At 59.5% G+C, this 11,968-nt stretch carries 14 protein-coding genes; 5 read left to right on the plus strand and 9 right to left on the minus strand.

Annotated features, from left to right (window positions below):
- The 4 genes from D6877_RS16500 to D6877_RS16515 form a co-directional block, all read right to left on the minus strand.
- Positions 1 to 613 (minus strand): metal ABC transporter permease (locus tag D6877_RS16500; RefSeq protein WP_130911492.1); only part of this gene is annotated, 613 nt, incomplete at its 3' end.
- On the minus strand, positions 613 to 1,281 hold the full coding sequence (locus D6877_RS16505; RefSeq protein ID WP_130911472.1) for an ATP-binding cassette domain-containing protein: 669 nt from the start codon (positions 1,279 to 1,281) through the stop codon (positions 613 to 615). The genes D6877_RS16505 and D6877_RS16500, both read right to left, overlap by 1 nt.
- Positions 1,278 to 2,174: a GTP cyclohydrolase FolE2 gene (gene folE2 / locus D6877_RS16510; RefSeq protein WP_130911473.1), complete on the minus strand. Its 897-nt coding sequence runs from the start codon at positions 2,172 to 2,174 to the stop codon at positions 1,278 to 1,280. Before folE2 ends, D6877_RS16505 begins: the two co-directional genes overlap by 4 nt.
- A gap of 82 nt (positions 2,175 to 2,256) precedes the next feature.
- Positions 2,257 to 2,634, minus strand: coding sequence for a glutamine synthetase (locus D6877_RS16515; RefSeq protein ID WP_130911474.1), 378 nt, complete (start codon positions 2,632 to 2,634; stop codon positions 2,257 to 2,259).
- 207 nt (positions 2,635 to 2,841) lie between these two features.
- Here D6877_RS16515 and zigA point away from each other — a divergent pair, with 207 nt between their 5' ends.
- Together zigA and D6877_RS16525 are read left to right on the plus strand one after the other, a co-directional pair.
- Entirely contained in the window at positions 2,842 to 4,047 is a 1,206-nt protein-coding gene (gene zigA, locus D6877_RS16520; protein WP_130911475.1) for a zinc metallochaperone GTPase ZigA, read from the plus strand.
- The gene (locus tag D6877_RS16525) at positions 4,047 to 4,697 is read left to right on the plus strand and encodes a DUF1826 domain-containing protein (protein ID WP_130911476.1); all 651 of its coding nucleotides are present in this window, start codon (positions 4,047 to 4,049) and stop codon (positions 4,695 to 4,697) included. The genes zigA and D6877_RS16525 overlap by 1 nt, the downstream gene beginning before the upstream one ends.
- Positions 4,698 to 4,701: 4 nt before the next feature.
- Here the strand turns inward: D6877_RS16525 and D6877_RS16530 are convergent, their stop codons facing one another.
- The gene (locus D6877_RS16530) at positions 4,702 to 5,058 is read right to left on the minus strand and encodes an NADH:ubiquinone oxidoreductase (RefSeq protein ID WP_130911477.1); all 357 of its coding nucleotides are present in this window, start codon (positions 5,056 to 5,058) and stop codon (positions 4,702 to 4,704) included.
- Between the two features lie 41 nt (positions 5,059 to 5,099).
- Here D6877_RS16530 and D6877_RS16535 point away from each other — a divergent pair, with 41 nt between their 5' ends.
- The gene (locus D6877_RS16535) at positions 5,100 to 6,071 is read left to right on the plus strand and encodes a CobW family GTP-binding protein (protein WP_130911478.1); all 972 of its coding nucleotides are present in this window, start codon (positions 5,100 to 5,102) and stop codon (positions 6,069 to 6,071) included.
- 68 nt (positions 6,072 to 6,139) lie between these two features.
- Here D6877_RS16535 and D6877_RS16540 read toward each other — a convergent pair whose 3' ends face one another.
- Positions 6,140 to 6,553, minus strand: coding sequence for a DUF3301 domain-containing protein (locus D6877_RS16540; RefSeq protein WP_038861179.1), 414 nt, complete (start codon positions 6,551 to 6,553; stop codon positions 6,140 to 6,142).
- A 117-nt stretch (positions 6,554 to 6,670) separates the two neighbouring features.
- On the opposite strand from D6877_RS16540, the gene pdxY reads away from it, so the two are divergent.
- Positions 6,671 to 7,543, plus strand: coding sequence for a pyridoxal kinase PdxY (gene pdxY / locus D6877_RS16545; RefSeq protein WP_042608042.1), 873 nt, complete (start codon positions 6,671 to 6,673; stop codon positions 7,541 to 7,543).
- Positions 7,544 to 7,644: 101 nt separating this feature from the next.
- Here the strand turns inward: pdxY and D6877_RS16550 are convergent, their stop codons facing one another.
- Positions 7,645 to 8,127 (minus strand): acyl-CoA thioesterase, encoded by a 483-nt coding sequence (locus tag D6877_RS16550; RefSeq protein ID WP_016772447.1) that lies wholly within the window; start codon positions 8,125 to 8,127, stop codon positions 7,645 to 7,647.
- 278 nt (positions 8,128 to 8,405) lie between these two features.
- Between D6877_RS16550 and D6877_RS16555 the strand changes: the two genes are divergently transcribed.
- Positions 8,406 to 10,169: a cation:proton antiporter gene (locus tag D6877_RS16555; RefSeq protein WP_056790983.1), complete on the plus strand. Its 1,764-nt coding sequence runs from the start codon at positions 8,406 to 8,408 to the stop codon at positions 10,167 to 10,169.
- A 21-nt stretch (positions 10,170 to 10,190) separates the two neighbouring features.
- Here D6877_RS16555 and D6877_RS16560 read toward each other — a convergent pair whose 3' ends face one another.
- Both D6877_RS16560 and D6877_RS16565 read right to left on the minus strand, forming a co-directional pair.
- Positions 10,191 to 10,598 carry an SMI1/KNR4 family protein gene (locus D6877_RS16560; RefSeq protein ID WP_038359443.1) on the minus strand — a complete coding sequence of 136 codons (408 nt, stop codon included), beginning with the start codon at positions 10,596 to 10,598 and terminating at the stop codon, positions 10,191 to 10,193.
- Positions 10,599 to 10,733: 135 nt separating this feature from the next.
- Positions 10,734 to 11,609: a Tim44 domain-containing protein gene (locus tag D6877_RS16565; RefSeq protein ID WP_016772449.1), complete on the minus strand. Its 876-nt coding sequence runs from the start codon at positions 11,607 to 11,609 to the stop codon at positions 10,734 to 10,736.
- Positions 11,610 to 11,968 lie beyond the last annotated feature (359 nt).

Raw genomic sequence — 11,968 nt, forward strand, 5'->3', positions numbered from 1 at the left:
CGCCGATGGCCTGAAAGCCGATCACCAGATTCAGCACGACCAGAGTCAGGAACACCCCATGAGCCAGCGGCCCGAGGCGACTGACCGTGCGCAAGAACAGCGGGTCGAGTGTGTCCAACAGCAGGGGTTTGTAGATCGCGGCCATGGCCATGAGGCTGATGGCCGAGACCCAAAGCATGCCGGTCAGTGTTGGCCCGTCTACGGCCAACGCTGAGCCGAACAGCAAATGCAAAAGGTCGAGGCGTTTGCCGGCAATACCGAGAATCAGCACGCCGCTGGCGAGTGAAATCGGATAGATCGCGGCGAGACTGGCGTCCTCGCGCAAACCCGTACGCCGGGTTATCCAGGCTGCAAGTCCGGCCATGCTCAGACCGGCTCCCAAGCCACCGAGGGTGAGTGCGGGAAGACTCAAACCGGCAAACCAGAATCCCAATGCAGCGCCCGGAAGGATGCCGTGGGCGACGGCGTCACCGATCAAGCTCATACGTCTGAGAATCAGAAAAACACCCAAGGGCGCCGTGCTGCACGCCAGCACCAAGCCACCGAGTAGGGCGCGGCGCATGAACACAAATTCGCTGAACGGCTGCCAGAAATGGCTGACAGTGGCGAGCATCAGGCGACCTGCATGTGCGGTGTCGGCTGGATCAGTTCTTTGCTGGTTCCGTACACGCAGTGGCCGTTTTTGATCAGCAGGGTATTCGGAATGTGTTGGCGGACAGCCGCCAGGTCGTGGCAGACCACGACCAGTGTCCGGCCCTCGGCATGCCAGTGGTGAATGTGTTGCCAGAGCAATTGCTGGCCGAGTTCGTCGAGTGCAGCGTGCGGTTCATCGAGCAACAGCACCGGGGCGTCAGCGAGGCTCAGTCGCGCGAGCAGGGCACGTTGTAGCTCACCGCCGGACAGGGCCATCAACGGACGCTGTTCGAGTCCACTCAAATGCCAGTCTTCCAATGCGTTTTTCAGTCGCTGCGTGCGCAGCTGTGTCGAGAGCCGACGGCCCCAGAAACCTGCGGCGATGAGCTCTTCGAGGCTGATTGGAAACTGCCGATCCAAATGTTGCTGTTGCGGCAGAAAGGAAATGCCGCTTTGGCGTGGAACAGCCATTTCCACCTTGCCGGCCAAGGGCTTCTGCAAACCGGCGATGACTTTCAGCAGACTGCTTTTGCCGCAGCCGTTGGCGCCGATGATTGCGGTCAGGCTGGCGCTTTCGAACTCAAGACTCAGAGGCGTCGTCAGCGGTTGGCCGGGTGCGCCCCAGACCAAGGATTGGCAGCGGATCATTGTTGCTCCCGTCGCCAGCTGCTTTCGGCGACGGCGTCATGGGCATGCAGGCTTTCGGCATGGATCACGCGGATGTGGAATTGGTTGATGCCGGGTGTGCGTTGCAGTGCCAGGTTGAGGCGGCGCGCGGAGTCTTCACAGAACATCAGGTTCTGCCCATTGGCGAGAGCGAATGCTTGCTCGTCGGGTCGCTTTACTGCGGTCTGCACGGCGGTGCCGAGGGCTGCTTCAGCGTCATTGATGATCGCGGTCAGCGGTAGCTCGTCGATGAAATTGTCGAGATGCAGGTGCAGTTGCGCATAGCTGCGCTGGCTGTGCGGAGTGGCTACGATCCCTTTGGTTGAGCCAAGCCATGCCAAAACATCTGCGTGTTGCAGAGCCTTGTTGGCGAAATCGTCGACGAACTGCTGCTGGATCAATTGCCGCGCCAAGGCTGCGGAGCACGGGCATGTCGAGGAATAAGGCACCTCGACTTTTAGTTCCACGTGGAACATTTGCTGTTTCAGGCTCGCTGAAATGGACGTCGGATAGGATTTCCAGCCGGCCAAGGGGCTGACCAACGCGGGTCGTTTCAGCAACAAGTGAGTGTGAATGCTCAGATACGCGCAGGCGGATAGGCCTTGATGGCTTGTCAGAAAACACTTGATTACCTGATGCAGCAGCGCGGTAGAAAGGGGCTGCTGTTCGAGGGCTTCGAGTGCCAAATACAAGCGCGACATGTGAATCCCGCGCGCTTCACCATCATCGAGACTCACGCCAGCGTCGACTCTGGCGCTGAGGCGTTGGCCTTCAAGCACAACGGGTAGAGCAATTCCACGCATGCCTACCCAGTCGAGGGGTAGTGCAAAGCGTGCAGATTGGGCGGCTATATCTGGAAGTCTTAGAGCATTCATAGTGAGACCGTCGTGTTGATCTCTTTTAACGTTACATTATAACAATCCATTCAGCGACGCTTTTTTCATGAAAAGGTTTTCACTAGCAGCCCGTCATCCGGCTGCAGGTGAACCTTGCGCTGCTACCGCCCGAGCTGGAGAAGCGGTTGATGGTTGTCCAGCCGACACGGCGGGTATAGCCAACCCAAGCCTCGCCATCGGAGGCAATGCCGCTAAAAAAGGTTAATTGGCCGAAGCGGCTGTTGGTCTGCGCCCAATAGCGATGGCCGTCCTTCTCGAATCCGCGCAGGTAAAGCGTGGTGCCTACCGTATTGACGCTATAGGCATTGCCGTCGGCGTCCACGCAAGCCAGCAGGTTAGCGCTGCGTGTGCAGTGCGCTGGCCCCGGCATATGCGCTTGGGCTTGGCCGGCCAGCGACATAGCAAAGCTCAAAAGCAGGTATTTCAACCCCTTGTTCATTGCGAGTTTCCACGATCGGTGGTGCAGCAATTTGCGAAATCTCCTCTGCCGGACTGGCAAAATCAAGTTGTTATACTATAACATAAATCGCAACCAGCCTGAGCTGCCGATCACAATCGTATGCCTTCTTTGACCCGGTTAAATGAAGCGCAACACGCCAAGCGCACCTCAAAGCGCAAATCGGCTGCCGGTTATGAGGATTATCCAATGTCAGCCAAATTGCCCGTCACCGTACTTTCAGGATTTCTCGGCGCGGGAAAAAGTACACTTTTGAATTACGTACTACGTAACCGAGACGGCTTGCGCGTTGCGCTGATCGTCAACGATATGAGCGAGATCAACATCGATGGCAGTGAAGTCCAGCGCGATGTCAGCCTGAACCGCGCTGAGGAAAAACTCATCGAAATGAGCAATGGCTGTATCTGCTGTACGTTACGTGAAGATTTACTGGAAGAAGTCAGCAAACTCGCTCGCGAGGATCGTTTCGATTACCTGCTGATCGAATCCACCGGCATTTCCGAACCGCTTCCGGTCGCTGAAACCTTCACCTTCCGCGATGAACAGGGACAAAGCCTCGCCGACATTGCTCGCCTCGATACCATGGTCACCGTGGTCGACGGTGTGAATTTCCTGCTCGATTACCAGGCGGCCGAAAGTCTTGCCTCTCGCGGCGAGATTCTCGGTGAAGAAGACGAGCGCTCCATCACCGATCTGTTGATCGAGCAGATCGAGTTCGCCGACGTCCTGCTGATCAGCAAAATCGACCTGATCAGCCAGCACGAGCGTGAAGAACTCACCGCCATCCTCAAGCGCCTCAATGCCCAAGCTGAAATCATTCCAATGGTGATGGGCGAAATCCCCCTGGAGAAAATCCTCAACACCGGTCGTTTCGATTTCGAACAGGCCGCACAAGCGCCCGGATGGCTACAGGAACTGCGCGGTGAGCACGTCCCGGAGACACAGGAATATGGCATCGCCTCGACGGCCTACCGCGCGCGCCGGCCATTTCACCCGCAACGCTTCTTCAGCTTCATCGATCGGCCTTGGCTGAACGGCAAGCTGCTGCGCTCCAAAGGCTTCTTCTGGCTGGCCAGCAAACCCACCGATGCCGGTAGCTGGTCGCAGGCTGGTGGCTTGATGCGGCATGGCTTTGCCGGTCGCTGGTGGCGTTTCGTGCCGAAGAATCAATGGCCGCAGGATCAGGAAAGCGTCCAGGCGATCATGGGAAATTGGATTCCGAGCGTAGGAGATTGCCGCCAGGAACTGGTGTTCATCGGTCAGAACATCGATTTCCTACAGCTCTCAGCCGAGCTGGATGCCTGTCTCCTGACCGACGAAGAAATGGCAACGGGCACAGAAGGCTGGTGCTTGCTGCCTGATCCATTCGGCCCTTGGCAAGAAGAGGCCGCCTGATGCTCGCACTCAAAGATCAGCCGCTTCTTACCCGTCATCAGCACCAGGGGCTGACACCGGAAACATTGACGCGAATCCTGGAAGACCAGACCAATCTCGCCGTCTGGCAACGTCAGCTGCCCGTGCACATTGCCGATTTTGCGCAATTGGTGCTGTCACTCAACGAGCCCTTGGCCGAGTCGCTGTGTCTGGAATTGCCCGACGAAGATGCCGAACCGGATCTCGCCGGTCTGGCTGCAGGGCTGCGTGATCTGCAGGGTTTCGAAGGTTTCATGAGCGATCTCAAATGGCTGATCAGTGCCTTCGCCTGCCTGCTCGGTGCGCGGCGTATCGGCGTGCGTTTGCGTGTGCTGGACAAGGCCATGTGTCCGCGCTTCCACGTCGATCACGTGCCGGTGCGCTTGATCACAACTTACGCTGGCATCGGCAGCCAATGGCTTGAGGAGGGCGCGATGGATCGCCTGCAACTTGGCCAGGCCAATGCCGAACCGCAAGGTGCAGCGTCGATTCGCCAGCTCAACAGCGGCGACGTCGCGTTGCTCAAAGGCGAAAAATGGCACGGCAATGAAGGCTTCGGCCTGATCCATCGTTCGCCGCAACCGGCGCCCTGTGAGCGCCGTCTGCTGCTGACCCTCGACTGGCTCGGCTGACACATCAGGGTTTGCGCCAGGCGCCCTGGCTCTGGCTTTCGCAATACGGCTTGAGATACGCCGCATCAGTGGCCACGCCGTAATAGTGGATATCCTGGCGATAGGGCATATTGGCGACTTGCGCGTTGCTGCACACGCCGAAAGCGCCGCTCGGGCACTGGTCGACGTATTGCACCTCGACCTTCTGCCCGGCCAGCGTCGGTTGGCAGAAGCCGTCATTGAACAATTTTTGCGGAATCGTCCTGTTCTGCTGACAGACTTTGACGTCGAGCCGTTCGCCCTGCGTGTGCACCACGCAGGCCTGGGCCCACGCTTCACTCGACAGCAGCGCCAACAGCAACGACCATCCCGACCAGCGCATCTTCGATCTCCTCAATAACAGTCCGCAGAAAAGTGCCCACCATGTTGCAGAACATTCCGACCCACGTCATCGCCGGCCCGTTGGGCGCCGGCAAGACCAGCCTGATTCGTCAGTTGCTGGCGCAACGGCCTGCGGACGAACGCTGGGCGGTGCTGATCAACGAGTTCGGCCAGATTGGTCTGGACGCCGCGTTGCTCTCTCGCGACGACGATGGTATCGCACTGGGTGAGGTGGCCGGGGGCTGCCTGTGTTGCGTCAATGGCGCGCCATTCCAGATCGGCCTCGGCCGCTTGCTGCGCAAGGCCAGGCCGGATCGACTGTTTATCGAGCCATCCGGGCTGGGCCATCCGGCGCAGTTGCTCAAGCAATTGAACGAGGCGCCGTGGCTGGGCGTGCTGGCGGTTCAGCCCTGTGTGCTGGTTCTGGACGCTCAGGCACTGCACGCGGGTAGAACCCTGCCGGACGCTCAGCAGCAAGCGTTGGCCAGCGCGGGTTTGCTGTTGTTGAACAAGGCCGAAGATCTCGATGAAGCGGTTCGAGAGAAAATCGCCAGCCAGTTGCCGCCCGTCAGGCTGATCTGGACGCAGCAAGCGCAACTGCCTCTGAGCGAGCTTCCGGGGCTGAAAGCAAAAGCAAAAGCGAACGAAGGCGCAGGGCATCTGCCGCTGCCCACTGGATTGGCACAGCTGCCAGCGGTCTGGAGCGATCCGGCCGAACCGATTTGCCTGAGCCAGTTACAGGAGGGTGGGTGGAGCATCGGTTGGCGCTGGCATCCGGGGCAGGTATTTGATCAAGGACGCATCGCCGATTGGCTGAGCGGTATGAACTGGAAGCGCGCGAAACTGGTTATCCACAGCGCGAATGGCTGGATGTCGGCCAATGCACTGGAAAATGCCGAGCTGGAATGGCAGGTAAGTGAATGGCGAAAAGATTCGCGGATCGAGCTGATTTTCAGTGGTCTTGAGGAAGTTGAAGTGCTTCAGGAGGGCCTCGCTGCTTGCCGCAAGCTTTAGGAAGCAAAAGATCGCAGCCTTCGGCGGCTCCTACAGGACGTGGATGTACGCGCCGGTGTTGTGGCGTTTCAAGGCTTCCATTTGGTATGTTCCTGGCGCCACTGGCTCAGCTCGATGACTTCGGCGCGAGGCTTGTGCACTTCGACCACCGGCGGCGTGTCGTCGAACGGCGCCGGGTAGGGTGCCAGCTCAATCTGCGCACTGTGCGCGCCGAACTGGGTGACGGTGCCGTTGTGGCGGCTTTCGCCAGTCACGGTGAACTCGAAGTTGTAGACCCGCGCCAGTCGTCGGCGACCGTTGGCATCCCTGATCAGACCGATCTTTTTCAGCGCGACGTTACCGTCCAGCAGCTCCACGCCGACGTTGGTGCAATGCTGTTTGACCCGCTCCAGCGCGCGCTCGCGCAAGCCGTGGTTGTGCCATAGCCAGGCGCCAGCGGCGGCGAACAGCATCAGCACGAAGATGTTTTCCAGGGTCAGCATCTACATCGAACTCCAAATGATGGCGTCAGCTTAACTGTCTCGCCGGTCTGTCGTACAGGCTGTGTTTCGTCGCATACTGCGCGGCTTGAATTTCAATCGTTTTACGGAATGACCCGAATGAAACGTACGCCTCATCTGCTCGCCATCCAGTCCCACGTGGTGTTTGGCCACGCCGGCAACAGCGCTGCGGTTTTTCCGATGCAGCGCGTCGGGGTCAATGTCTGGCCGCTCAACACCGTGCAGTTCTCCAACCACACCCAGTATGGTCAGTGGGCCGGTGAAGTGCTGGCGCCGCAGCAGATTCCCGAGCTGATCGAAGGCATCGCCGCAATTGGCGAGCTGGGCAACTGCGACGCGGTGCTGTCCGGCTACCTCGGCAGCGCCGCGCAGGGGCGGGCGATTCTCAGCGGTGTGGCGCGGATCAAAGCGGTCAATCCGAAGATGCTGTATCTGTGTGATCCGGTGATGGGCCATCCGGAGAAGGGTTGCAGCGTGCCCACCGAGGTCAGCGATTTCCTCCTTGATGAGGCCGCGGCCGTGGCGGACATCATGTGCCCGAACCAGTTGGAGCTGGACAGTTTTTCCGGGCGCAAGCCGCAGTCGCTGTTCGATTGCCTGGCGATGGCACGGGCGCTGCTGGCGCGCGGACCGAAAGCGGTACTGGTCAAGCATCTGGATTATCCGGGCAAACCGGCGGATGGCTTCGAGATGCTGCTGGTAACCGCCGAGGGCAGTTGGCATCTGCGCCGTCCGTTGCTGGCGTTTCCGCGTCAGCCGGTGGGCGTCGGCGATCTGACATCCGGTCTGTTCCTGGCGCGGGTGTTGCTGGGCGACAGCCTGCTGGCAGCGTTCGAATTCACCGCAGCGGCAGTGCATGAGGTGTTGCTGGAAACCCAGGCGTGCGCCAGTTACGAGCTGCAACTGGTGCGGGCGCAGGATCGCATTGCGCATCCGCGGGTGAAGTTCGAGGCTACAGCGATCAGTCTCTGAGACCGGGTCGTCTTTATTCGCGAGCAGGCTCGCTCCCACAGGAAGAATGCATTCCAGATGTGGGAGCGAGCCTGCTCGCGAAAGCAATCAATCAAGGCTGATCAGGCGTCGCCCTTGATCTCCTGATAACGCTTCTCCAGCTCCTGGCGAATCTGCCGACGCTGCTGCGCCTGCATGAAGCGGCGCTTGTCTTCGCTGTTCTGCGGTTGCAGCGGCGGCACGGCGGCCGGTTTGCGCTGATCATCCACCGCGACCATGGTGAAGAAACAGCTGTTGGTGTGGCGCACCGAGCGTTCGCGGATGTTTTCGGTGACCACTTTGATGCCAACTTCCATCGACGTGTTGCCGGTGTAGTTGACCGAGGCCAGGAACGTCACCAGTTCGCCGACATGAATCGGCTCACGGAAAATCACCTGATCCACCGACAGGGTTACCACGTAGCGCCCGGCATAACGGCTGGCGCAGGCGTAGGCCACTTCGTCGAGGTATTTGAGCAGGGTGCCGCCGTGGACATTGCCAGAGAAGTTGGCCATGTCGGGGGTCATCAGTACCGTCATCGACAGCTGGGCGTTTCCGGGTTCCATAACGTTCTCACGGATCAAGGCTGATTGCAGGAAGCGCCTCTGTGGGCACCTGGTGGCTTTTCGAAAAGCACCGTTATCGGGACGCCGCGCGGCGGGCCGCCGTCACGCCGGTAGCGATCTGTTTCCATATATTGCACCGGCTTCCAGAGCGAAGTCGCGGTGTTAACCTGCAAAAGCCCTGCCCAAGGGCAATTCCTACATTAAAAGCGGATTTTTACCCTGCTCGCGCAGAACGTCTGACGTCTGTCCGCGCGCCTCGTCATCAAGGAGCCCACGCCATGCATGCCATCAGTTTTATTCAGGATCTGGCAGTGATCATGCTGGTCGCGGGCGTGGTAACCGTGCTGTTTCATCGTTTCAAGCAACCGGTGGTGCTCGGCTACATCGTCGCCGGCTTCATCATCGGCCCGCATACGCCGCCGTTCGGCCTGATTCACGACGAAGAAACCATCAAGACCCTGGCCGAACTCGGGGTGATCTTCCTGATGTTCTGCCTCGGCCTGGAGTTCAGTCTGCGCAAGCTGTTCAAGGTCGGGGCGACGGCATTCATTGCCGCGTTTCTCGAAATCATCCTGATGATCTGGATCGGTTACGAAATCGGCCGCTGGTTCGACTGGAACACCATGGATTCGTTGTTCCTCGGCGCGATTCTGGCGATCTCCTCAACTACCATCATCGTCAAAGCGCTGAACGATCTGAAGATGAAGAACGAGCGCTTTGCGCAGTTGATCTTCGGTGTGCTGATTGTCGAGGACATCCTTGGCATCGGCATCATCGCGCTGCTGTCGAGCATCGCCGTCAGCGGCACGGTGAGTTCGGGTGAAGTGTTTTCCACGGTCGGCAAGCTGTCGCTGTTCATGATCGTCGCGCTGGTCATCGGCATTCTGTTGGTGCCGCGTCTGTTGGCTTATGTGGCGAAATTCGAAAGCAACGAGATGCTGTTGATCACCGTACTCGGCCTGTGTTTCGGCTTCTGCCTGCTGGTGGTCAAGCTTGAATACAGCATGGTCCTGGGCGCTTTCCTGATCGGCGCGATCATGGCCGAGTCGCGGCAATTGCTGAAAATCGAACGGCTGGTCGAGCCGGTTCGCGATCTGTTCAGCGCAATCTTTTTCGTCGCCATCGGGCTGATGCTCGATCCGCTGATTCTCATTGAATATGCCTGGCCGATCGCGGTGATCACCGTCGCCGTGGTGCTGGGCAAGATGTTGTCCTGCGGCCTCGGTGCGTTTATCGCTGGCAACGACGGACGGACCTCACTGCGGGTCGGCATGGGTCTGTCACAGATCGGCGAATTTTCCTTCATCATCGCCGCGCTGGGCATGACCTTGCAGGTGACCAGCAACTTCCTCTATCCAGTCGCCGTGGCCGTGTCGGTGATCACCACGCTGCTGACGCCGTACCTGATTCGCGCGGCGGATCCGCTGTCGATCAAGCTCTCGGCAGTCGTGCCCAAGCGGCTCGGGCGGGTGCTCGGCATGTATGGCGAATGGTTGCGCAGTATTCAGCCGCAAGGTGAGGGCGCGCTACTGGCGTCGATGATCCGGCGGATCCTGTTGCAGGTCGGGGTCAATCTGGCGCTGGTGATTGCGATCTTCTTTGCCGGCGCATATTTCGCTGAGCGCATGTCGTTGTGGCTGCAGGACTGGATCAGCGATCCGAGCTGGCAGAAGGCACTGATCTGGGGCGGGGCGTTGCTGGTCTCGCTACCGTTCCTGATTGCGGCTTATCGCAAGCTCAAGGCGCTGTCTATGCTGCTGGCGGAAATGGGCGTCAAGCCGGAGATGGCCGGGCGTCACACGCAGCGAGTGCGCCGGGTGATCGCCGAAGTGATCCCGATTCTCTCGCTGCTGGTGATTTTCCTGCTGTTGGCAGCCTTGTCGGCCAGTATCCTGCCGACCAACAAGCTGCTGGTGCTGATCGCCGTCGTGGCGGCCGCCGTAGCGGCGCTGCTCTGGCGCTGGTTCATCCGCGTGCATACGCGGATGCAGGTGGCCTTGCTGGAAACCCTCGACAACCACAAGGAGTCGTCGGGGCATTGACCTGCCGGGGCGTGTGGCGGATCAGCTTTCCAGCCAGACGTCCCGCGCCCAGTGCCACACCGATTCCCAGGTTTCTTCGGCAATCAGTTCTTCTTCGGCCTGCCACAGCACCACGGTGCCGTCTTCTTCGACACAGTAGTAGTCATCGCCGTCCTGACAGATCGGGATCAAGCTGCGATCAACACCCACATCCCATGCATTGGCTGCCACGTCCGGCAGGTAGGTGTGCGATTGCGGATCAGTGACGGTCACCGGCTCGAGGCTGCCATAGACCACATCGCTGACGGTCAGCAAAAATTCCTTGAAGACGAACGGAATGTCGATGAACAGTTGTTCTTCGATTTCCACCAGCAGGTCTTCGTCAGGCAATTCCAAAGGAACCGGCACGGGTTCGTTGGCTTCGCGCAGTTGTTCGATGATTTCTTCCACGTCCGGGATCCTCTTGCTGAATGGCGCGGTTTATATGGGCCGGTTTATACAGTAGCTCGCCATAGATGCAACCGTGAAATGAAAAACCCCGGCCGAGGCCGGGGTTCTGTTACCGCAAGTGAAGCGCAGCAGGGATCAGCCGTTCTGGCGGATACCGGCGACCAGCCAAGGCTGGTTGTCGCCCTGCGGACGTTCCATGTTCCAGCTTTCGCTGAACACTTCGCCCTGGTCGAAACGCGAGGTTTTCGACACGCCGGTGAAGGTCAGGGTGGCGATGGTCTTGTCGGCACGATCGTCGACGCCGTCCAGTTGCACCTGCAGGTTGTCGATGTAGGTCGACTGGAAGCCGTCGCCCAGATCCGCACGCTCACGCTTGAGGAACTCAAGCATTTGCGGGGTCACGAACTCGGCGATCTTGTCCATTTCGTTGGCGTCCCAGTGCTGCTGCAGCGACTGGAAATGGCTACGCGCGGCTTCAAGGAAGCGCTCTTCGTTGAACCAGGCCGGTGCGTTGATCACCGGACGGGCAGCAGCCGGAGCGGCCGAACCACCAAAGATCGAACCCATGGCGGCAGGCTTCTGCTCGAACACTTCACGCTGCATCGGCGCGCCGGCCGGAGCGAATTGCTCCTGCTGCTTGCGACGACGGGCGGCGATGAAGCGGAAGATCACGAACGCGATCAGGGCCATGATCAGGATGTCGAAGATCTGCATGCCCTGGAAGCCGTCGCCCATGAACATCGACGCGAGCAGGCCACCGGCGGCGATGCCCGCCAGAGGGCCGAGCCAGCGCGAAGCACCGCCGGCCTTGGCCGCGGCGCCCGCAGCACCGGCAGCGCCAGCGGTCGCTGCTGCGCCGCCCACGCCAGGAGAAGAAGGAGCCATCTGGCTGGTCTGGTGCGTCGGCGCAGCGCCGGCGCTTTTGCCACCACCAAAGCGCTTGGCGTTGGCGTCGAGGCTCATCGTCAGGCCGATGCACAACGCCATGGCGATGCTAAGAAAACGTTTCATAAAGGGTATTCCCGTTTTGTGGAGACACGCGCGCCATGTTGCACAGCTGAAGTGTTACTGGCTAGCGAGAGAGTGTTTCGGGCTTTTGCCTGACAGGTCGCGTTCAGCTTGGCGAGGCAATCAGCCGATGTACTTTTGTCTGTAGGAAAAGACGATAGGTTCAGAGGGATTGTGGGTCAGAACACCGAACCCTGTGGGAGCGAGCCTGCTCGCGAAAGCTGCACCGCGGTGTATCAGATCAACCGCGGTGATTTCATTCGCGAGCAGGCTCGCTCCCACAGAAAAAACAAACCGGCGTCAGATGGCTTCCAGCTTGGCATAGCCGAGCATCAGCCACTTGCTGCCTTCGCTGAAGTTCA

It is taken from the genome of Pseudomonas sp. Sample_9 (genome assembly GCF_004307535.1).
Classification (GTDB): Bacteria; Pseudomonadota; Gammaproteobacteria; order Pseudomonadales; family Pseudomonadaceae; genus Aquipseudomonas; species Aquipseudomonas mercuritolerans.